The organism is Streptomyces coffeae (assembly GCF_016741875.1).
GTDB lineage: Bacteria > Actinomycetota > Actinomycetes > Streptomycetales > Streptomycetaceae > Streptomyces > Streptomyces coffeae.
This window is the reverse complement of the sequence record NZ_JAERRF010000025.1, coordinates 53,019-74,758: the sequence shown is the minus strand read 5'-3', so window position 1 is coordinate 74,758 and position 21,740 is coordinate 53,019. Positions and strand designations below refer to the sequence as shown.

Below are 21,740 nucleotides of genomic sequence, written 5' to 3'. Positions count from 1 at the left end.
GCCCCACCCCGGCCGAGCACCACCCCACGGAGTTCCCGATGCGTCATGACATATCCGCACCCAGCCGTATAGCGGTCGTCGGCATGGGCTGCCGGCTCCCCGGTGACATCGACTCGCCCGCCGCCCTGTGGCATCTGCTGACCGAAGGCCGCGACGCGGTCGGCGAACCCCCCGCCGAGCGGCGGGAGTTGTGGCCGGACGAACCGTCCGCCCACATCGGCCTCCCCACCCATGGCGGCTATCTGCGCGACGTCTCCCGCTTCGACGCCGACTTCTTCGGCGTCTCCGGCCGTGAGGCCGATGTCCTCGACCCCCAGCACCGGCTGCTCCTCGAAGTGGCCTGGGAAGCCCTGGAACACGCCGGAATGCCGCCCGACCGGCTCAGCGGCACCTCCACCGGCGTCTTCACCGGCCTCAGCTACAACGACTACATGGACCGCCTCGAGCGGCACCCCGGGGTGAACGAGGGCTCCGCCCTCTCCAACTCCCACTGCGTCGCCGCCGGACGGATCTCCTATCTGCTCGGACTGCACGGCCCCTGTGTGGCCCTCGACACCGCCTGCTCCTCCTCCCTGGTCGCCGTACACCTCGCGGCCCAGGCCCTGCGCGCGGGTGAGTGCGACCTCGCCCTCGCCGGCGGAGTGACGCTCATGTTCGAGCCCAGGACCACCCGTTCGTTCGTCCGCATGGGCATGCTCTCGCACACCGGCCACTGCCACGCCTTCGACGCCGCCGCCGACGGCTTCGTCCGCGGTGAGGGCTGCGGCATCGTCGTCCTCAAACGCCTCGAGGACGCCGAACGGGACCGGGACCGGGTCCTTGCCGTACTGCGCGGCTCCGCCGTCAACCAGGACGGCCGCTCCGACGGGCTCGCCGCGCCCTCCGCCACCGCCCAGCGCGCCCTGTACCAGGAGGCGCTGCGCCGCGCCGGGATCGACGCCGCCGACGTGGGGATGGTCGAGGCCCACGGCACCGGCACCCCGGTCGGCGACCCGGTGGAGTTCACCAGCCTCGCCCAGGTCTACGGAACCGGCCGCGACCGCTGCGCCCTGGCCTCGGTGAAGACCAACCTCGGCCATCTGGAGCCCGCCGCCGGGGTCACCGGCATGATCAAGGCGATCCTCTGCCTGGGCCACGGCCGGATCCCGCCCAATCTGCACTTCACCCGCTGGAACCCGGCCATCGACGCCGACCGCACCCGCTTCTTCATCCCCCGGGAGCTCACCCCCTGGCCGGTGCGGACCGGCCCCCGGCTGGCCGCCGTCTCCTCCTTCGGCTTCTCCGGCACCAACGCCCATGTGCTGCTGGAGCAGCCCCCCGCCGCCCCCGCCCCCGAGGAGGCCCCCCGCCCCCGGCTCGCCACCCGGTCCGTCCCGCAGGTGTTCCTCGTCCCCGCGGGATCGCCCGCCGCGCTGCCCGCCGCGGCCCACCGCATGGCCGACTGGCTGGAGGGCGACGGAGCCGGGGTGCCGCTGCGCGACATCGCCCACACCCTCGCCCTGCGCCGCTCCGGCGGGCGCGGCCGTCTCGGCGTCATCACCGGCACCCGCGGTGAACTCGTCCAGGGCTTAAGGGCGTTCGCCGCCGGGCAGGCCCACCCCGATGTGGTGACCGGTTCCGTCAGCGCCGCCGTCTCCCGGCGGCCGGTGTGGGTGTTCTCCGGTCAGGGCTCGCAGTGGCCCGGAATGGGACGTCAACTGCTCGAGCGCGACCGGGCCTTCGCCGCCGCTCTCACCGAGGCCGATGAACTCATCGCGGCCGAGGCCGGGTTCTCGGTGCTCGACATCGTCCGCGCGGGCGAGCCGGTCACCGGCTGCGCCCGGGTGCAGCCGGTGCTGTTCGCCCTCCAGACCGCGCTGGCCGCCACCTGGCGCGCCCATGGTGTCGAACCGGCCGGTGTCATCGGCCACTCCATGGGCGAGGTCGCCGCGGCCGTCGTGGCCGGAGCGCTCTCCCTCGCCGACGGCGCGGCCGTGATCTGCCGCCGCTCCGCGCTGCTCGCCCGGGTCGCGGGACGGGGCGCCATGGCCACCGTGGGCCTGGCCGCCGCCGAGGCGCAGTCCGCGCTCGAGGCCGCCGCTGCCGAAGGCACCGTCACCGTGGCGGTGATGGCCGCACCCGGTTCCACCGTCGTCGCCGGGGACACCGCCACCGTCGAGCGGCTCGTTGCCGACTGGGAACGCCGCGGTGTTCCCGCCGCGCTCGTCGCCGTCGATGTCGCCTCGCACTCCCCGCAGATGGACCCGCTCCTGGCCGATCTGCGCACCGCGCTGGCCGATCTGAGACCCCGGCGGCCACGGGTGCCCTTCTACACCACCGTCCTCGACGACCCGCACGCCGTCCCCGTCTTCGACGCCGACTACTGGTGCGCCAATCTGCGGCGCCCGGTGCGGTTCTCCGCCGCCGTGGCCGCCGCCGCGGCCGACCGCCACCTGGTCTACACCGAGATCTCCCCGCACCCCGTGGTCACCCACCCTGTGGCCCGCAGCCTGGCCGGACTCGTCGACGACCCGGTCGTCCTGCCCACCCTGCGCCGCGACACCGACGAGACCGCCACCTTCCGCACCCAACTCGCCGCGCTGCACTGCGCAGGTGTCCCGGTGGACTGGACCCGGCTCTACGCCGGTGCCGCGCTCGCCGACGTGCCCCCCATCACCTTCGACCGCACCCACCACTGGGCCGACATCCCCCTCCCCGACGCCCCCGGCGGACCCGCGGAACTCCGCGCGGCCGGTGAACTCCCCGGCGTCCACACCGAAGTGCCCGGACAGCCGCCCCGCCACTCCTGGCGCGCCACCACCGGCACCGCGGCACTGCCCTGGCTGGACGACCACCGGGTGCACGGCACCCCCGTCCTGCCCGGCGCCGCGTACTACGCCCTCGCCCTCACCACCGCCTGCGAGGTCTTCGACACCGCGGCCACCGAGGTCGAGGTCACCGATCTGCGCTTCCGTGAACTGCTGCGGCTCACCGACCGCACCGACCTCAGCACCACCGTGACCCTGGCCGCCACCGACCGCGCCGAGTGCGAGATCTACGGACGGGGTGAGGACGGCACCTGGGTGCGCCAGGCCACCGCCGTCCTCCGCAGACTCGCCGTACCGCCGCGCTCGCGCCCCGCCTCCGTCCAGACGCTGGCCCTGCGCCACCCGATCGCCGTCGAACCCGCCGCCCTGTACCGCAACATGCGCGCCCGCGGTCTGGAACACGGCGCGGCGTTCAGCGGTATCACCGAGGTCCACGCCTCCCGCTACGGCAACAGCTTCTGGGCCCGGATCGAACTCCCCGAAGCCTCCCGCGCCCCCGGACACGGACTGCGCGTCCACCCCGTCCTGGTCGACCTGTGCGCCCAACTCCTCGTCGCCGGACTGCTCGAGGACGACGAACCGGGACTGGTGCTGCCCGTACGGGTACAGAGCGCGCGAGTCCTCGGCGACCCCGCCACCGCCGTCCACTGCCATGCGCGGATGGCCGAGGCCACCCCGGAGAGCGTCGTCGGACACATCCGGCTGCTCGACGCGGAGGGGAGACCCGTGCTGGCCCTCGACGGACTGCGGCTGGCCCGCCGGACCGTGCCCAAGACCGCCGCCGAGGTCGACCGGTGGTTCCTCGAGGTCGGCTGGGAGCGTGCCGAACGGCCCGCCGCGCCCGCCACCCTGCGGCCCGGACGGTGGCTGGTGGTCGGCGAGGCCGACGGCGGCGCCCGTACCCTCGCCTACGCGCTGCGCTCCGCCGGTGCCGAGGCCCGGGTCTGGGACACCGCCCTGACCGACGAGAGTCTCGACGCCTTCCGGGACGCCCTCACCGGGCGGCTCGCGGGCTCCGGCGGCGAACTGCGGGGCGTGGTGCTGCTGTGCGCCCCGCCGCCCGCCGGGCACGACACCCCCGGCGGCGCCGCGGCGCCCGGCGCGGACGCCCTGTCCCGCACCCGGCGGCTGCTCGCCGCCGCCCAGGTCCTCACCGCCCGTATCCCCGAACCGCCCCGGCTGTACGCCGTCACCCGCGGTGCCCGTGCCCTGGCACCCGGTGAACCGGCCGACCCCGGACAGAGCGCCCTGCGCGGTGTGGTGCGCGTCCTCGCCTACGAACACCCCGAACTGCGCGCCACGTTGGTGGACACGGGCGGCACCGGCGACCTGGTGGCCGAACTCCTCGCCGACGCCGCCGAGGACGAGATCGCCCTGCGCGGCGGCGACCGCTACGTCGCCCGGCTCGCCTACGCCCCCGTCACCGACGAGGAGCGAACCGAGGCCGTCACCCGCACCGTACGCGGCGGCACCGACGGCTTCCGGCTGCGCGCCGGGCGCCTCGGCGACCTGGGAACCCTGGAGCTCGCCGCCACCCGGCGCCGACCGCCGGGCCCGGGCGAGGTGGAACTGCGCGTCCTCGCCGCGGGCCTGAACTTCCGTGACGTGCTCACCAGCATGGGTCTGCTCCCCGGCGACGCGGACGACATCCGCTACCGGATCGGTTTCGAATGCGCGGGCGAGGTCACCGCGGTCGGCCCCGGTGTGGACCATCCGCGCACCGGCGACCGGGTGGTCGCGGTCGACGTCCGCGGTGGCGCCTTCGGCTCGTTCGTCATCGTCCCCGCCGACTGCGCCGGACCGATCCCCGAGGGCCTGGATCCGGCCACCGCGGCCGGGCTGCCCATCGCGTTCCTCACTGCCTGGTACGCACTGCGCCACATCGGCCGCCTCACCGCGGGGGAGCGGGTGCTGATCCACTCGGCCACCGGTGGCACCGGACTCGCGGCCATCGCCGTGGCCAGGCTGCTCGGCGCCGAGGTGCTGGCCACCGCGGGCAGCGAGGAGAAGCGGCGGTATCTGCGCGGCATGGGGATCGCCCAGGTGATGGACTCCCGGTCGCTGGACTTCCGGGACGAGGTGAAGGAGGCCACCGGCGGCGAAGGGGTGGACATCGTCCTCAACTCGCTGTCCGGGGCGGCCATCCGCGCCGGACTGGAATGTCTGCGCCCCTTCGGCCGCTTCCTCGAACTCGGCGTCCGCGACATCCTCTCCGACGCCCCGCTCGGACTGTCCCCCCTCCAGCACAACATCACCTTCAGCACGGTGGACCTCAGGGAACTCCAGGCCGCCCGGCCCGCGGTGATGGCCACCCTGCTGCGCGAGGTGCTGGCCGAGTTCACCGCCGGCCGGCTGAAGCCGCTGCGCTGCACGGCGTTCCCGCTCGCCGAGGCCACCGACGCCTTCCGGCGGATGGCGGGCGCCCGCCATATCGGCAAACTGGTGCTGACCGTCCCGCAGGATGGCGAGATCCGGGCCGTGCTGCCCGACGGTCCGCTCCCGGTCCGCGAGGACGGCACCTACATCATCACCGGCGGGCTGCGCGGTCTCGGCCTTGCCACCGCGAGCTGGCTGGCCGCCCAGGGCGCACACCATCTGGTGCTCAACGGCCGTTCCGCGCCGACCGCCACCACCGCCCGGACCCTCGCCGAGCTGTCGGCCGCCGGGACCCGGGTGACGGTGATCCTCGGTGACATCGGCCGCCCCGGGACGGCCGACCGGCTGGTGGCCGCGGCCACCGCCGACAACGGCGCCCCGCTGCGCGGCGTCGTCCACTGCGCCATGGTCCTGGACGACGCGGCGATCACCACCATCCGCGAGGACCAGCTGCACCGGGTGTGGACACCGAAGGTCACCGGGGCCTGGCGGCTGCACCACGCCACCGCCGGACAGCCGCTCGACTGGTTCACGGTGTTCTCCTCCATGGCCTCCCTGCTCGGCAACCCCGGTCAGGGCGCCTACGCGGCCGCCAACGCCTGGCTGGACGCCTTCGCCGCCTGGCGTACCGCCCGCGGTGCCCCCACCCTCGCGGTCAACTGGGGCGCGTGGGGCGAGACCGGTGTCGCCACCGGCTTCGCCGACCGCGGCTACGAGACGATCCCCACCGACGACGGTCTGCGGGCGCTCGGCACCCTGCTGGCTCACGGCCGGGTGCAGACCGGTGTGATCCCCGGTGAGCCGGACAGCTGGATCCCCGTCACCGGGCGCCACTCGTCGCTGTTCGCCCGGCTCACCACCGACGACGAGCACACCGCGGCCACCCCCGAGAGCACCGACGACATCCGCGCCCGGCTCACCGCCCTCCCGGTGGGACTCGCCCGCCGGGCGGCGCTCGAGGCGTATCTCAGCGAGCACATCCGTGCCGTGCTCCGGCTGAGCAGTACCACCCTCGACCCCCAGACTCCGCTGAAATCCCTGGGATTCGACTCCCTGCTCGCCATGGAGCTGCGGGTTCGGCTGGAGTCGGGGCTGAGCGTCAAACTGGCGGGGAACTTCGTCTGGCAGCACCCGACCGTCGCGGCCCTCGCCGCCGGGCTCGCCCGGCACATGGGCCTGGAACCGGACGCCGGAGTGGGGGCGTCCGGCCCGCTCGCCGAGGAGGGCCCGCCGCTCGGCGCCACGGGCTGACCGGTGGGTCGGGGCGCTGAGGGAAGGGTCTGTGGCCGGGGTGCGGAGGGTGTGCCGTAACCGGCCGCGGGCCCTTCAACCACGGCCGTCCGGTCCTCGGATGCGACACCTCCGGCCCCGGGGGACAATCGAGGGTGGCCGGTGCACCGGACGGGAGGAGGTGGCGCGCGATGACCTCTCCCGCCCCGCGGGAGGTGATCCCGCAGCCGGTGCTGTCTCCGCTGACCAGCGCGGCCATCTTCCTGGTGGTGACCGTCGACCCGGGCGGCGAACCCGGCACCCGTGATCTGCTCTCCGATGTCCCCGCGCTCCAGCGGGCGGTCGGCTTCCGTGCCCCCAACGGCGCGCTGAGTTGCGTCGTCGGCATCGGATCCGATGTGTGGGACCGGTTGTTCGACGGGCCGCGCCCGGCCGAACTGCATCCGTTGCGCGAACTGGTCGGTGCCCGCCACCGCGCCGTGTCCACCCCCGGCGATCTGCTCTTCCACATCCGGGCCACCCGGCTCGACCTGTGCTTCGGGCTGGCCACCGAGATCATGGACCGGCTGCGCGGGGTGGTCACCGTCCGCGACGAGACCCACGGCTTCAAGTATTTCGACGTACGCGATCTGCTGGGCTTCGTGGACGGCACCGAGAACCCGGAGGGACCCGCGGCGAGCGCGGCGGTTCTCATCGGCGACGAGGACGCGGAGTTCGCGGGCGGCAGTTATGTGATCGTGCAGAAGTACCTGCACGATCTGCGGGCGTGGAACGCAACTCCGGTCGAGGCCCAGGAGAAGGTGATCGGGCGGACCAAACTGTCCGACATCGAACTGGACGACGCGGTCAAGCCGGACGACTCGCATGTCGCCCTGACCACCATCGTCGATCCCGATGGCACCGAGCGACAGATCCTCCGCGACAACATGCCCTTCGGCAGCGCCGGACAGGGCGAGTTCGGCACCTACTTCATCGGCTACGCCCGCACGCCCTCCGTCACCGAACGGATGCTGGAGAACATGTTCCTGGGCAGCCCTCAGGCCACCCACGACCGGATCCTGGACTTCTCCACGGCCATGACCGGCACGCTGTTCTTCGTGCCCAGCGCCGACTTCCTGGAGGACCTGCCCGATCCGCCCGCCGCTGCCGCCGAGTCCACCGCCGACACGGACGACACGGCGCCACCGCTTCCCGGGATCCGGTTCACCGCACCGTCCGGCACACCGGCACACGACGGTTCCCTGGGGATCGGCGATGTGAAGAGGAGCGCCCGCGATGAAGAACCTGCACCGTGAACTGGCGCCCGTCTCCGACGCGGCATGGGCGGATCTGGAGGAGGAGGCGCGGCGCACCTTCACACGCCATCTGGCGGGCCGCCGGATCGTCGATGTGCCCGAACCGGCGGGCCTGGAGCTGGCGGCGGTGGGCACCGGGCATCTGACGGCCATCGATCCACCGGCCAAGGGCGTGGTCGCGCACACCCGCAGGTCCGAGCCGGTCGTCGAACTGCGGGTCCCCTTCACGGTCGACCGCCGTCAGGTCGACTCCGTCGAACGCGGTGCCAAGGACGCGGACTGGCAGCCGGTCAAGGACGCCGCACGCAAGATCGCGTTCGCCGAGGACCGGGCGGTCTTCGAGGGATACCCCGCGGCGGGCATCACCGGAATCCGGCGCAGCAGCTCCAACCCCGAGCTGATCCTGCCTGCGGAGGTCCGCGACTACCCCAACGCCATCAGCCAGGCGGTGACCACCCTGCGGCTGGCCGGTGTCGACGGCGCGTACACCCTCGCGCTGAGCGCCGAGGCGTACACCGCCGTGAACGAGACCTCCGACCACGGCTATCCGATCCACAAGCACATCGACCGGGTGCTGGACGGCGACATCATCTGGGCACCCGCCATCGACGGAGCCTTTCTGCTGTCCACCCGGGGCGGCGACTTCGCACTCCACATCGGCCAGGACGTGTCCATCGGGTATCTCTCCCACGACGAGAACCGGATCCGGCTGTACTTCCAGGAGACGCTGACCTTTCTGATGTACACGAGCGAGGCCGCGGTGGCGCTTGCGCCCGCACCCGGCAGAAGGCGTAAGTGACGGTGGGTCATATCGCTGGACCGGCGGTGGCGGTGGCGGTGGCGGAGGGCGCGGTGGCGGTCAGCGGCTTGGCGTAGCAGCGGCTGAGTTCGTCGAAGCGGTAGGGCCCGAACCGTGCGCAGGGCTCGTAACCGCTGGAGGTGTAGAGCGCGATGGCCTCCGGCAGTTTGATCCCGGTCTCCAGGACCATCCGGGTGCGTCCCGCGGCGCGCGCGTCGTCCTCCAGTGCGGCGAGCACCAGCCGGGACAGCCCGTGGCCGCGTGCCTCCGGGATCACATACATCCGCTTGATCTCCGCGTCGCCGTTCGCGTAGCCCTCGTCGTTGGTGTCCTGGGTGCGCCAGCCACCGCTGGCGACCGGGGTGCCCCGATCGTCGTAGACGATCAGGAACAGGCCCCGCGGCGGCGCGAACATGGCCGGGTCCAGCGGGGTGATGTCCCCGTTGTCCCCGTAGCGCTCGGCGTATTCGCGCTGCACACGGGCGTTGAGCCGGACGGCGTCGGGGTGGCCGAAGGACACGGTGTGAATATTCATGCAGAGCATCGTACTTCTATGCGTCAGGTGCTGTCCTGGGTTTCCCGGATTCCGGCGAACGACGCCTTGTGCAAGGATGAAATGTGGATGTGTCCCTCGTTGGGGCATTCCGTGAACGTGGGCCGCACGGGCCCACCGGGGACCGTCCGGTCGGCATCGCACCCTCTCACCCACCGGGAGGATGATGGGCTATGACCGACATCGAGGACGCGCTGCATGACGTCATGCGCGTCGAGGGCGCGCTGGCGGCCTCGCTCGTGGACTATCTGAGCCGGATCACCCTGGGAGCCGTGCAGAGCGCCCAGGGTCCGGACCTGGAGAAGGTGGGGTACGGCGACACCGATGTGCTGCGCGCCAAGCTCGCCACCCTCGAACTCCTCGGCTACACCCCCGACCGCCTCGAGGACATCGTGGTCACCCTGGACACCGAGTACCACGTGATCCGGCCGCTCAGCCAGCGCACCCGGCAGGGTGTGTTCATGTATCTGGTGGCCGACCGCGGCCGTGTCGACCTGGACGCGGCCCGCGCGACGATGTCCGAGGTGGCGCTGCGTCTCGATATCTGACGCCTCCGCGTCCCCGCGCGGAGAGGTGATCACGAGTGTCGATCACGCGGACGGCGCGGACGGCGAGGTGGGGCGCGGAGTCAGCACCAGGATCGCCATGTCGTCCTGCCGCTGGCCGCCGGTCCAGGCGGTGACGTCCGCGACGAGCGTGTCCACCAGGTGCGACGCCTCGTGGAAACCGCGGCCGGACAGCCCGGTGCTCGGTTCGTAGTAGGTGCCCTTCTCGTCCCGGGCCTCGGTGACCCCGTCCGTCACCAGCAGCAGAAAGTCGCCCCGATGGAAGGCGAAGGTGTCGGTGCCGGGCGGCACCTCGCTCTCGCTCAGTCCCAGCCCCAGCGGCAGCCCCGCCACCGCGGGCTCCAGCGCCCGTACCTCACCGTCCCGGATCAGATAGGGCGGAGGATGGCCCCGGTTGCACACCCGCAGCGCGCCCTCCTCCATGCGGATCTCCACCAGCACCGCGGTGGCGAACCCCTCCAGCGCGTCCGGGGTGTCCCCGGTGTCCGCCGCGTACCGGGCCAGTGCGTGGTCCAGGTGGTCCGCCAGCGCCCGCAGCGACGGCACCCGCCCGGCGGCCTCCCGGAAGGTGCTGGTCGCCACGGCCATCGTGGACACCGCGGGCAGCCCCTTGCCGCGTACGTCCCCGATCAGCGCCCGGACCCCGAACGGCGAGGACTGCACCGCGTAGAAGTCCCCGCCGATCAGGGCCTCCGCGTACGCGCACTCGTAGCGGGTGGCCACCGACAGCGCCCCCACCTGGGCGGGCAGCGGCGGCAGCACCGCACGCTGGGCCACTTCGGCGACCGCCCGCACCGCGGCGAACCGTCGCCCCTGGCGGCGCACCACCCACTTCAGCCACAGTGCGATGGCGCTGATCACCGCCACATCCAGCAGATCCACCACCAGCGCCAGCACCGGGCGGTGCACCAGCAGATCCGTGCCCACCGACACCACACATGCGCACACCGCGGTGATCACGGCACCCCGGAACGGCAGCACCATGCACCCCACGAGCGGGGCGGCGGCCAGCAGCGGAAGCCCTGAGTAGGGCACCGGGCCGAGCACATCGGCCAGCACACCGCAGACCAGGAGCAGGCCGGGGACCAGGGCGAGCAGTCCCGCCCGGCCCTGGCGCTCCTCCATCAGGCCCTCGGCGGTTCCGGGCCGCCTCGCGGCCTCGGTGAGCCGCCGGGACCACCGGTCCCGGGCCATCACCTCGTGTGCACCCACGCCTCCTGTGTCCGGTGTGCGGCGGGAGCCGGCTCCCGTCCCACGACCACGGTCCTCCTCTCCAGCGTGGCCCAGGGCGCCGCGCGGCGCCCCGTGTCACCCCCGGCCGGCGGCACGGAGGCCGGTCAGCCGCGGGGCAGCCGCCCCTTGCTGCGCATCGCGGCGCGCACCCGCTCCTCGGCCAGGCCGCGGCCCGCGGTGTGCGGGGTGGCCGACCGGCGGCGCGCCTCCTCCAGGACGGTCACCGTGTTGGCCCGCAGCCGTGCCGAGACCGTCTCGAAGATGGCGCCCGTGTCGGGGCGGAAGCCGGAGTAGCGGGCGTCCATGGCGAAGGCCGCGGCCACCACACCCCCGGCGTTGGCCACGAAGTCGGGGATCACGGTGATGCCCCGCTCCGCGAGGATGCCCTGCGCCTCCTCGGAGGTGGGCAGATTGGCGCCCTCCACCACCACCTTGGCCTTGATCTGCCCGGCGGTGTCCCGGCTGATGACGTCCTGGAGCGCGGCCGGGACCAGGACGTCGCAGTCGGCGGTGAGCTCGGCGCCGGGCGGCAGCGCGGTGCCCTGGCGGTGGCGGGTGACGAAGTGGTCGCCGTGCTCGTCGCGGGCCGCCAGCAGCTCCCGTACGTCAAGACCGCTGGGGTCGTGCACGGAGCCGTGGGCGGTGGAGACCGCCACCACCCCGGCGCCCAGCTCGGCGAAGCGGCGCGCGGCCGCGCTGCCCACCGCGCCGAACCCCTGGATCGCCACCCGGGCCCCCGCCAGCGACAGCCCCAGGCTCTCCACCGCCGCGTCGGCGGCCTCGGCCACTCCGTAGCCGGTGACCCCGAGCTTGTCGTACGCCACACCGCCGAGGTGTTCCGGGGTGCCGACGGCGGCGCCACGGTCGCCCAGCTCGTCCTGGATGATGGCCGCGTCGCACTCGGTGAGCCCCATGTCCAGGCCCATCACATACGCGCGCGGCACCTCGTTGGACAGGGCCCGGGCGAAGGCGCGCAGCACGGCCTCCTTGTCGGGGGAGGCGGGATCGGCCACGATGCCCGCCTTCGCGCCCCCGTAGAACAGGTCCACGCTCGCCCACTTCCAGGTCATCACCCGGGCCAGGCGCGCCACTTCCTCGACGGTCACTCCGGGGCTCATCCGGGTACCGCCCTTCCCGGTACCACGGGCGGTGTTGTCGATGACCAGCACGCCCTTCATGCCGGTGCGCCGGTGGGAGACGACCACAACTTTTTCGGGGCCCCAGTCGTCGATGAGCGAGAGTGCGTCAGTCACGGGTGTCTTCCTGTCGTGTGGAGGCGTGTTCCCGGACGGTGTCCGGGGTCGGTGCGGTGGGCAGGGCCGTCGCGATGAGCTGGGCCAGATGGACCCCGCGGCGGTCGGTGTGCTGAGCGATCTGGGTGCGGCAGCTGAAGCCGTCGGCGAGGACGACCGTGTCGGGGGAGGCCGCGCGCACCGCGGGCAGCAGCACCTGCTCCCCGGCGGCCACGGACACCTCGTAGTGGCCGCGCTCGAAGCCGAAGTTGCCCGCCAGCCCGCAACAGCCGGAGTCGAGCGCGGTGTTGTCCACGCCCATCCGGCGCAGCAGCGCGCTGTCCGCGCCGAAGCCCGAGGTGGCGTGCTGATGGCAGTGGGTCTGGCTGATGGCGCGGGACCCGACCGCCGGGGGCCGCCAGTCGGGGGCGTATCCGACGAGGAGTTCGGCGAGGGTGACGGTGGCCCGGCCGACGGCGGCGGCGTTCTGGTCGCCGTCCAGCAGTTCCGGCAGATCGCCGCGCAGCGCCGCCGTACAGCTCGGCTCCAGGCCCACCACCGGCACCCCGGCACGGGCCGCGGGACCGAGCGCGGCTGCCGTGCGCGCGGCGATCCGGCGCGCCACCCCCAGCTGGCCGGTGGTGATCCAGGTCAGCCCGCAGCACTGGGTGCCGTCGGGCACCCGCACCCGGTATCCGGCGCTCTCCAGGACGGCCACGCCCGCGCGCAGCACCTCGGGGGAGAAGTGGTTGTTGAACGAGTCGACCCACAGCACCACCGGGCCGCGCCGTCCGTCGCCCTCCGGTGTCCGGTGGCGGAACCACTCCAGGAAGGTGCGCTCGGCGAAGCGCGGGATCTCCCGCTGCGGGGCGATTCCGCCGAGTCGTTTGAGCAGCGGGGCGAGCCGGGAGGCGGTGAGCGCGTTGACCAGTCGCGGCATCCGGGCGGCGACCCGCGACAGCAGCGGCAGCCAGCCCATGGAGTAGTGCGACGCCGGGCGTGGCCGCCCCCGGTAGTGGTGGTGCAGGAACTCCGACTTGTACGTCGCCATGTCCACCCCGACGGGGCAGTCGCTGCTGCACCCCTTGCAGGACAGACACAGATCGAGGGCGTCCCGCACCTCGGTGGACCGCCAGCCGCCGGTGATGACCTCGCCCTGGGTCATCTCGTACAGCAGCCGTGCCCGGCCCCGGGTGGAGTCCTTCTCGTCCCGCGTCACCCGGTAGCTCGGACACATCACATCGCCGCGCTGGGTGGCCGAGCGGCACTTCCCGACACCCACACAGCGGCGGGTGGCTTTGGCGAAGTCACCGCCGTCGGAGTGGAAGGGGAAGACGGTGGCCAGCGGCAGCGGGGTGCGGTGAGGGGCGACCCGGAGATTGCCGTCCACCGGCAGCGGGCGGGTGATGATGCCCGGGTTGAGCCCGTGGTCGGGGTCCCAGATGTTCTTGAACTCCTCGAACAGCGCGATGATCTCGGGCCCGTACATCAGCGGAAGCAGCTCCGAACGCGCCTGGCCGTCCCCGTGCTCACCCGAGAGCGAGCCCCCGTGTTCCGCCGTCAGCGCGGCGGCGTCGGTGACGAAGGCGCGGAAGACCGCGGTGCCCTTCTCGGTGCCGAAGTCGAAGTCGATCCGCACATGCAGACAGCCCTCGCCGAAGTGTCCGTACACCGCTCCGCGCAGCCCGTGCCGGTCCAGCAGCTCGGTGAACTCCCGCAGATAGGAGCCGAGCCGCTCCGGGGGTACGGCGGCGTCCTCCCAGCCGGGCCACGCCTCGGAGCCGTCCGGCAGCCGGGTGGCGAGCCCGGCTCCGTCCTCGCGGATCCGCCACAGCCGCCGGGCCCGCCCGGAGTCGGTGACGACCTCGCTGCCGGTGAACCCGGCGGCGCCCCGGGCCGCGGCGCTCAGAGCCTCCGCCCGACCGGTCAACTCCTCTTCCACGCCGCCGAGTTCGGCGAACAACCAGGCCCGGGAGCCGGGCGGCAGGGAGTCGACGGCCGCCCGGGTCTCGGGCCGGGTGACGATGTCGGTCAGTGCGTGGTCCAGCCCCTCCAGGGCCAGCGGCCGGTGTTCCAGCAGGGCGGGCACCGCGTCCGCCGCCGCGCACGCGTCCCGGAAACCGAGGACCACCAGCGCCCGCGCCGGGGGAGGGGCGATGAGCGTCACGGTGGCGGAGAGCACCACGGCCAGGGTCCCCTCGCTGCCGACCAGCGCCCGCGCGAGGTTGAACCGCCGCTCGGGCAGCAGATGTTCCAGCGCATAGCCCGACACCTGTCGGGGGAACCGGCCCAGTTCGGTGCGGAGCGGCCCCAGGTTGCGCCGGACCAGGGTGTCCAACGCACCGATCAGCCGCCCGCGGTCGTCGTCAGCGGCCACCGCCTCGTCGATCTCGGCGCGGGTCATCGGACCGAGCCGGACCACCGTGCCGCGATACGTCACCACCTCCAGTTCGACCACGTTGTCGGCGGTGCGGCCCCAGGCCACCGAATGCGAACCGCACGCGTTGTTGCCGATCATCCCGCCCAGGGTGCAGCGGCTGTGGGTGGAGGGATCGGCGCCGAACAGCAGCCCGTGCCCGGCGGCCGCAGCCTGGAGCTCGTCCAGCACGATCCCCGGCTGCACGGTGGCCGTGCGCGCCGCCGGGTCGAGGGAGAGCAGCCGGTTGAAGTGGCGGGAGAAGTCCAGCACCACCCCGGATCCGACGGCCTGGCCGGAGGTGCTGGTGCCCGCACCGCGTACGGTGATCGGTACTCCCAGACGCCGGCAGGCCGCCACCGCGCGCAGCACCTGCTCGCGGTTGCGTGGAAAGACCACCGCCAGCGGGATCCGCCGGTAGTTGGAGGCGTCGGCGGAGTACTGCGCACGGCGTCCGGCGTCCCCGGCCACCTCACCGCAGTCCGCCCGGTCCAGGGCTTCGGCCACCGCCGTCGCCTCGGGAGTCCGGGCGGTTTCCTGCGCTGACGTCGTCACTGTGCTCGCTCCTGTCGAAATGCGCACCGGCCGTGTGGTGTCCGGCCCGGCCACGGCCGTGAACCGGGCCCGGCCCCGACCACGATCCGCGCCGGATCCCGGCCGCCACAAGGGCCAGCAGCGCGAAAGAAATGACGTTCCAGCACCAGAAATGCTGATGCTGCGCGGAGGGCGCCTATGCTCGGTCCCCCTGTCATCAGGAGCGCCATCAGGAGCCGGAATGCTCAAGCCTCTGCATCTGATCACCCTGAAGGCCGTCGTCCGCAGCGGATCGTTCGCCATCGCCGCCCGCGACCTCGGCTACACCGCGTCGGCCATCTCGCAGCAGATCTCCGCGCTGGAGAGGGAGACCGGCCTGGTGCTGTTCGAGCGTGAGGCCCACGGCATCCGCGCCACCACCGCCGCCCACCGACTGGTCGACCTCAGCGCACGGGTCCTGGCCGCCATGGACGACCTGGACCACCAGGTGCGGGAGCTGGCCACCGGCACCGTGGGCCGACTGCGGCTGGGCACCTTCCCCACCGCCGGTGTCCGGCTGGTGCCGACCGCGCTGTCGGCGGCGGTGGCCGCACTGCCCCGGGCGCAGATCCAGCTCGAGGAGGGCGAACCGGACGAGCTGATCGCCCTGCTCACCCAGGGCGATCTGGACATCGCCCTGATCTACGAGTACGGGCTCAGCCCGCGGCACTGGCCCGACGGGCTCACCCGGCATCCCCTGCTGGGCGAGGACCTGCTCCTGCTGCGCGCCCGCGGCAGCGGGCTGAGCGCCGACCTTCCCCAGCTGGCCCGCGCCCGCTGGATCACCAGCCGGGAGGGCACCGCGGGGGCCCTGTCACTGACCCGGCTGTGCGCCGCGGCCGGCTTCGACGCCGATGTGGTCTTCCGCAGCAACAACTACGACGTGGTACGGGAGTTGGTGTCCAGCGGCCTCGGGGTGGCCGTGGTCCCGGCCCTCGGCCACAAGGACAGCGACCTCATCGAGGCCACCCGGCTCACCCGGCGCTCGGCCCACCGCACCGTGTTCGCCCTGCACCGCGACGAGAACAGCAACCCGCTGCTCGGCACGGTGCTGGAGGCGCTGCGGCGCGCGGTGCCCCGCGGCGAGCCGTATCTGCGGCCTGCCGGAGCCGTGTAGCGCCCCGGACGTACAACCCGCGGGCGCCGCCACGACGGCGACGGCGGCACTCCTGGCGAGAGCACCGCCGCCCGTCCGGCCCGCCCCCGCGCTACCGCGCCGTGGCGGGCGCCGTGTCATCGCCTCCGCCGGCACCGTCCGTGTCGGACATCCCCTCCAGCGCGTCCAGGTCCACCGACCCGCCCGGCATCACCTCACGGGTGCGCCGGTATCCGTAGCCGGCGTACAGCACCAGCCCCACGACCAGCCAGGAACCCAGCCGCACCCAGGTCTCCCACTGGAGGAAGGACATCAGCCAGACCGAGAACACGATGCCCAGCACCGGGACCACCGGCATTCCCGGACACCGGAAGGAGCGGGTGAGCTGCGGCTTGCGGTAGCGCAGGATCAGCACCGCGGCAGACACGACCACAAAGGCCAGCAGCACCCCGATGTTGGTCAGTTCGGCCACCGCGTTGATGGGCAGCAGCCCCGCCAGCACGGCGGACACGATGCCGATCAGCCAGGTGGCACGGTGCGGCACCTTGCGCTTGGGGTGGATGGCGCCGAACCACGCGGGCATCAGCCCGTCCCGGCTGAGCGCGTACCACAGCCGGGAGGCGCCCATCATGAACGAGAACGTCACCGTGACGATGCCGATCACCGCGCCGACCGCGATGACATTGGCCAGCCCGCTCAGCCCCACGCTCTGGAAGGCGCTGGAGATACCGCTGTTCGGATTGAGCTCGCTGTAGTGCTGCATGCCGGTGAGCACGACGCACACCAGCACGTACAGCACCATCGAGATGGCCAGCGACAGCATCATCGCCTTCGGCAGCTTGCTGCGGGCCTCCACCGACTCCTCCGCCGCCGTGCTCAGCGCGTCATAGCCGAACACCGCGAAGAACACCGTCGCCGCCCCGGTGAACGCCCCGCCGTAGCCGAAGGGGGCGAACGGATGCAGATTGCCGGAGTCCACCTTGGTGAACCCCACCACGATCACCACCAGCACGATGGCGATCTTCACGATGGTCAGCACCGTCTCCACCCGGGCCGAGGTACGGGTGCCACGGGTCAGCAGCCAGGCCACGCCCAGACAGATCGCCACCGCCAGGAGGTCGATCCGGTGTCCCGATCCGGTGCCGGGCGCGCCCAGGGCCCAGGTCGGCAGATGGATACCGACCGCGTCCAGGAGGAACCCCAGATAGCCCGACATCCCGATGGCCACCACCGCGACGATGGCCGTGTACTCCAGCAGCAGGTCCCAGCCCACGATCCAGCCCACGACCTCCCCCAGGACCGCGGCGCAGTACGTATAGGACGAGCCCGCCTTGGGCACCATCCCCGCGAACTCGGCGTAGGCGAACGCCGCGCACAGCGACGCCGCCCCCGCCACCAGGAACGAGATCAGCACGGCCGGACCGGCCACATCACGGGCCACGGCCGCGGCCAGGCTGAAGATTCCGGCCCCGATGATGGCGCCGATGCCGATCATCGTCAGCTGGATGAGGCCCAGAGTGCGCACCATGCGTTCCCCGGCGGGCTGTTCGGAGGGGAGAGTACGCCGGAAGATTCCCTGCGGTCCGCTGCCCAGCAGCGCGGACCGCGGCGGCTTCGGTGTGTTGGCGGGGGACATCGTTCGCTCCCTGTCAGGCAACGACGGGCACGACGGCCCGGCGTCGTGGCGTGGGTCACCACTGGCTCGGAACCATCGCCCACGACCCACCGCCCGCAAAAGACATGGCAGCGCGACACCTTGCGGCCCTGAGACCAAGGGGTCCTGATGCACCGGCCGCGCGGGGGCCCGGGGACCGGCGCGCGCGGTACGGCCCGCCGGCTCACGTCCCGGCGCCGTTCCGGTCGGCGGCCACCGCCCGCAACACCTCGACCAGCGCCGATACCGTGGGGCGGCGTTCGGCCGCGGACCGGAACACCACCACGATGTGCCGCTCGACCAGCTCCCGCAGCGGCACCACATCGAAGCGCGAGGCCCGCAGCCCGAGCATCAGGTCCGTCACCGTGCTCACCCCGATGCCCGCCTCCACCAGGGCCAGCGTGGCCGCGGTGTCCGTCACCACATGGCGCACATCGGGCTCGATCCCCGCCCGGCGGCACGCGGTCCGCACCGCGCGCCCGTAGTAGCTCTCCGCCGACGGCAGGATCCAGCCAAGATCCCGGGTGTCCGCCAGACCCACCACCGTGCGGCCGGGCATCGTCCCGGTGGGTACCGCGAGCGAGAACCGCTCCCGGTACAGCTGCATCACCCGCAGCGCCGGATCGCGGGGGATCGGCACATCCGGATAGTCCAGGCCGAGCGCCAGATCCACCCCGCCGGTGGCGACCGCGTCGTACACCTCGTCCACGTCCATGTCGCGGCTGTGCACGGTCAGCTCCGGATGGCTCAGCCGCGCCCGCCGCAGCGCCAGCGGCAGGATCTCGGCCGCCGCCGTGGCGAACAGGCCCACCTCCAGCACGCCGGACACCTCGTTGCGCGAGCGCTCCAGCGCCTCGACCGCCTCCGCCTCCGTGGCCAGGATCCGCTCGGCATGGCGGGCCAGCGTCACCCCCGCGTCGGTCAGCTCCACCCGCCGCCCCACCCGGTGCAGCAGCTCCATCCCGGTAGCCCGCTCCAGCGCGGCGATCTGCTGGGACACCCCGCCGGGTGTGTATCCCAGCGCGTCCGCGACCGCGGTGATGGTGCCGCGTCTGGTCAGTTCCACCAGCGAGCGCAACTGGGCACTCGTCCAATCCATATACGGATCCTAAAAGAAAAGCCGCACTCATCGTTCATGGACGTCAACGGTTGGGGTGGGTCACGATGACGGGCAGACAGCTGATCAGCCCGTCGCGTACCGCACCCACAGCCCCGCCCCACCCCGCACGGACACCGTCCGCGGGCACCGGCACCGGACTTTGGAGGGATCGGCCCTTGTCCATCTCACCCACCCGCGGCACCGTTCCGACCACCGCCGACGTCGTGATCATCGGCGGCGGTGTCATGGGCGCCTCCGTCGCCTTCCACCTCGCCGAAGCGGGAGTGCGGCGCATCGTTGTCGTCGAACGCGCCGAGCTGGCGAGCGGCAGCTCGGGTAAACCGATCGGCGGCGTCCGCGCCCAGTTCTCCGACCCCCTCAACATCGAACTGGGCAGCCGCAGCCTGCGCGCCTACCAGGACTTCCCCCGCCGCCCCGGCGCCGACATCCGGCTCGACACCGTCGGCTATCTCTTCCTGCTCACCGATGAGCGCCACGTGGCCGACTTCGAGAACAGCGTCGCGGTCCAGAACGCCCTGGGCGTTCCCAGCCGCATGATCAGCCCCACCGAGGCCCGGCGGCTGTGCCCCTATCTGACCACCGACCGTGTGCTGTCCGCCGTCCACTCACCGACCGACGGCCATGCCCGCCCCGGCCTGGTCGTCCACGGCTACGCCACGGCCGCCGCCCGCGCGGGCGTCACCTTCGCCACCCACACCACCGTCACCGGGATGGACACCACCGGCGACCGGGTCACCGCCGTGCACACCGACCGCGGCACCATCTCCTGCGCCACCGTGGTATGCGCCGCGGGCGCCTGGTCCGCCGGGATCGGCGACATGATCGGCGTCAGCCTTCCGGTGCGCCCGGTCCGCCGCCAGCTCGCCTTCACCGCCCCGCTCAGCGCCCCCCGTATCCCGTTCACCATCGACTTCTCGTCCTCGGCGTACTTCCACAACAGCGACGACGGTCTGCTCCTCGGCCTCGCCGACCCCGATCAGCCCGACGGTTTCGACACCACCTGGACCCCCGAGTGGCTGGAGCTGTTCCGGGCCCGCGCCCGCCTCCTCGCCCCGGAGCTGGCCGAAATGGAGATCGCCGGGGGATGGGCCGGGCTCTACGAGGTGACCCCGGACCACAACGCGCTCATCGGCCGCTCCACCGTGTATCCCAACTTCCTGTACGCCACCGGGTTCTCCGGCCACGGCTTCCTCCAGGCGCCCGCCGTCGGCGAGATCATGCGGGATCTGCATCTGGAGCGGGAACCCTGCGTGGATGTCACCCCGTTCGGTGCCGAGCGCTGCACCAGCGGCGTCGAGACCCGCCCCGAAGCCCACGTGGTGTGAACCCCGCGCCACCGGGCACCCCGACCCGGACCGACCCCACCGAAAGGCAGCCCCGCACATGATCAGCCAGTGGCAGCTGCGAGCCGCGTTCGCGAGGCGGCTCTCGGACATGTACGGCCGCGAAGTCCCCGCCTACACCACCCTCGTGGACGTCTCCCACGAGGTGAACGAGGACGTCCTGCGCGCCGAAGGCGCCAACGCCGAACGGCTCGGCACCATCAGCCGTGTCACCGCCGAACGCCACGGCGCCATCCGGGTCGGCACCCCGCAGGAGCTGGAACAGGTCGCCCGGATCTTCGGCGCGCTCGGTATGCATCCCGTCGGCTTCTACGATCTGCGCGAAGCCGCCGCCAGCGCCGTCCCCGTCGTCTCCACCGCCTTCCGCCCCATCGACGGTGAGGAACTGGCGCGCAACCCCTTCCGGGTCTTCACCTCCATGCTCACCCCCGCCGACCCCCGGTTCTTCGACGCCGATCTGCGGGCCCGGCTGGACACCTTCCTCGCCTCCCGCCGGCTCTTCCCGCCGGAGCTGCTCACCCTCGCCGACCGGGCCGGGACCGACCGCGGACTGCCCGACGAGGACGCGACACGCTTCCTCCAACTCGCCGTCGAAGCCTTCGAGTTGTCCTGTGAACCCATCGACCGGAGCTGGTACGCGACCTTGGAGAAGGTGTCCGCCGTCGCCGCCGACATCGGCGGTGTCCGCAGCACCCACATCAACCACCTCACCCCCCGGGTGCTGGACATCGACGAGCTCTACCGGCGGATGACCGAGCGCGGGATCGAGATGATCGACACCATCCAGGGCCCTCCGCGCTGGAGCGGTCCCGATGTCCTGCTGCGCCAGACCTCCTTCCGCGCCCTGGCCGAACCCCGCGCCCTGCGCGCCCCCGACGGCAGTGTCAGCAGCGGCGCCCTGCGGGTGCGGTTCGGCGAGGTCGAAGCCCGCGGTATCGCCCTCACCCGGGAGGGCCGCGCCCGCTACGACACCCTGCTGGCCCGGGTCGACGAACAGGCGGCCCAGCACCCCACCGCCGACCGCGCCGAGCTGGCCCGCACCCTGTGGGCCGAGGACTTCCCCGGCAGCGAACACGAACTGGCCCGGCGGGGCCTTGGCTACTTCACCTACCACGCGGCCGCGGACCGGCCGCTCGGCGCCCCGCCCACCACCCTCGGCGAACTGCTGGACCAGGGCTGGGTGCGCGCCGAGCCCATCGTCTACGAGGACTTCCTGCCCCGCTCCGCGGCCGGGATCTTCCAGTCCAACCTCAGTGGCGAAGGCTCCAAGAACACCGACCACGAGGGCGCCGCCTACGACAGCGGGTGGCTCTCCGACGCCATCGGACGCGAGGTCCTCGACCCCTTCGCCCTCTACGAGCGGCAGCAGAACCACTCCCTGGACCACGTCGCCCGGGATCTGGACCTGTTCGCCGCACCCCGCTGACCGCCACCGGCCCGCACCTCC

General features: G+C 72.7%; 13 protein-coding genes. 7 read left to right on the top strand and 6 right to left on the bottom strand.

What is annotated here, in order from left to right:
• Positions 1 to 38: 38 nt before the first annotated feature.
• From JK363_RS31670 to JK363_RS31660, 3 genes are all read left to right on the top strand, one after another.
• Positions 39 to 6,434 (top strand): type I polyketide synthase, encoded by a 6,396-nt coding sequence (locus JK363_RS31670; protein WP_201880510.1) that lies wholly within the window; start codon positions 39 to 41, stop codon positions 6,432 to 6,434.
• A gap of 170 nt (positions 6,435 to 6,604) precedes the next feature.
• A complete protein-coding gene (locus JK363_RS31665; RefSeq protein ID WP_201880507.1) occupies positions 6,605 to 7,708 on the top strand; it encodes a Dyp-type peroxidase in 1,104 nt (367 codons plus the stop codon).
• On the top strand, positions 7,689 to 8,507 hold the full coding sequence (locus JK363_RS31660; protein ID WP_201880504.1) for a family 1 encapsulin nanocompartment shell protein: 819 nt from the start codon (positions 7,689 to 7,691) through the stop codon (positions 8,505 to 8,507). Before JK363_RS31665 ends, JK363_RS31660 begins: the two co-directional genes overlap by 20 nt.
• 7 nt (positions 8,508 to 8,514) lie before the next feature.
• Here JK363_RS31660 and JK363_RS31655 read toward each other — a convergent pair whose 3' ends face one another.
• A complete protein-coding gene (locus JK363_RS31655; protein WP_201880501.1) occupies positions 8,515 to 9,042 on the bottom strand; it encodes a GNAT family N-acetyltransferase in 528 nt (175 codons plus the stop codon).
• A gap of 191 nt (positions 9,043 to 9,233) precedes the next feature.
• Between JK363_RS31655 and JK363_RS31650 the strand changes: the two genes are divergently transcribed.
• Positions 9,234 to 9,608, top strand: coding sequence for a hypothetical protein (locus JK363_RS31650; RefSeq protein WP_201880498.1), 375 nt, complete (start codon positions 9,234 to 9,236; stop codon positions 9,606 to 9,608).
• Positions 9,609 to 9,650: 42 nt separating this feature from the next.
• On the opposite strand, the gene JK363_RS31645 is transcribed toward JK363_RS31650, so the two are convergent.
• The 3 genes from JK363_RS31645 to JK363_RS31635 all read right to left on the bottom strand — a co-directional run bounded on the left by JK363_RS31645 (position 9,651) and on the right by JK363_RS31635 (position 15,062).
• Positions 9,651 to 10,838 (bottom strand): PP2C family protein-serine/threonine phosphatase, encoded by a 1,188-nt coding sequence (locus JK363_RS31645; protein WP_307821941.1) that lies wholly within the window; start codon positions 10,836 to 10,838, stop codon positions 9,651 to 9,653.
• A 125-nt stretch (positions 10,839 to 10,963) separates the two neighbouring features.
• Positions 10,964 to 12,112, bottom strand: a complete 1,149-nt coding sequence (locus tag JK363_RS31640; RefSeq protein ID WP_201880495.1) for a Glu/Leu/Phe/Val family dehydrogenase — start codon at positions 12,110 to 12,112, stop codon at positions 10,964 to 10,966.
• On the bottom strand, positions 12,105 to 15,062 hold the full coding sequence (locus tag JK363_RS31635) for an FAD-binding and (Fe-S)-binding domain-containing protein (protein ID WP_201880492.1): 2,958 nt from the start codon (positions 15,060 to 15,062) through the stop codon (positions 12,105 to 12,107). The genes JK363_RS31640 and JK363_RS31635 overlap by 8 nt, the downstream gene beginning before the upstream one ends.
• A 220-nt stretch (positions 15,063 to 15,282) precedes the next feature.
• Here JK363_RS31635 and JK363_RS31630 point away from each other — a divergent pair, with 220 nt between their 5' ends.
• Complete coding sequence (locus JK363_RS31630; protein WP_201880489.1) at positions 15,283 to 16,197, top strand: LysR family transcriptional regulator; 915 nt, start codon at positions 15,283 to 15,285, stop codon at positions 16,195 to 16,197.
• 91 nt (positions 16,198 to 16,288) lie between these two features.
• Here the strand turns inward: JK363_RS31630 and JK363_RS31625 are convergent, their stop codons facing one another.
• The gene (locus JK363_RS31625) at positions 16,289 to 17,704 is read right to left on the bottom strand and encodes an amino acid permease (RefSeq protein WP_201880624.1); all 1,416 of its coding nucleotides are present in this window, start codon (positions 17,702 to 17,704) and stop codon (positions 16,289 to 16,291) included.
• 310 nt (positions 17,705 to 18,014) lie between these two features.
• Positions 18,015 to 18,929, bottom strand: a complete 915-nt coding sequence (locus tag JK363_RS31620) for a LysR family transcriptional regulator (RefSeq protein WP_201880486.1) — start codon at positions 18,927 to 18,929, stop codon at positions 18,015 to 18,017.
• A 176-nt stretch (positions 18,930 to 19,105) separates the two neighbouring features.
• Between JK363_RS31620 and JK363_RS31615 the strand changes: the two genes are divergently transcribed.
• Both JK363_RS31615 and hglS read left to right on the top strand, forming a co-directional pair.
• The gene (locus tag JK363_RS31615) at positions 19,106 to 20,275 is read left to right on the top strand and encodes an NAD(P)/FAD-dependent oxidoreductase (RefSeq protein WP_236076257.1); all 1,170 of its coding nucleotides are present in this window, start codon (positions 19,106 to 19,108) and stop codon (positions 20,273 to 20,275) included.
• A 58-nt stretch (positions 20,276 to 20,333) separates the two neighbouring features.
• Complete coding sequence (gene hglS / locus JK363_RS31610; protein ID WP_201880482.1) at positions 20,334 to 21,719, top strand: 2-oxoadipate dioxygenase/decarboxylase; 1,386 nt, start codon at positions 20,334 to 20,336, stop codon at positions 21,717 to 21,719.
• Positions 21,720 to 21,740 lie beyond the last annotated feature (21 nt).

Excerpts from the sequence above, each read along its gene's own strand:
- JK363_RS31670 (WP_201880510.1), top strand. The coding sequence starts at position 39 with ATGCGTCATGACATATCCGCACCCAGCCGTATAGCGGTCGTCGGCATG.
- JK363_RS31665 (WP_201880507.1), top strand. The coding sequence starts at position 6,605 with ATGACCTCTCCCGCCCCGCGGGAGGTGATCCCGCAGCCGGTGCTGTCT.
- JK363_RS31660 (WP_201880504.1), top strand. The coding sequence starts at position 7,689 with ATGAAGAACCTGCACCGTGAACTGGCGCCCGTCTCCGACGCGGCATGG.
- JK363_RS31655 (WP_201880501.1), bottom strand. The coding sequence starts at position 9,042 with ATGAATATTCACACCGTGTCCTTCGGCCACCCCGACGCCGTCCGGCTC.
- JK363_RS31650 (WP_201880498.1), top strand. The coding sequence starts at position 9,234 with ATGACCGACATCGAGGACGCGCTGCATGACGTCATGCGCGTCGAGGGC.
- JK363_RS31630 (WP_201880489.1), top strand. The coding sequence starts at position 15,283 with ATGCTCAAGCCTCTGCATCTGATCACCCTGAAGGCCGTCGTCCGCAGC.
- JK363_RS31625 (WP_201880624.1), bottom strand. The coding sequence starts at position 17,704 with ATGGTGCGCACTCTGGGCCTCATCCAGCTGACGATGATCGGCATCGGC.
- JK363_RS31620 (WP_201880486.1), bottom strand. The coding sequence starts at position 18,929 with ATGGATTGGACGAGTGCCCAGTTGCGCTCGCTGGTGGAACTGACCAGA.
- hglS (WP_201880482.1), top strand. The coding sequence starts at position 20,334 with ATGATCAGCCAGTGGCAGCTGCGAGCCGCGTTCGCGAGGCGGCTCTCG.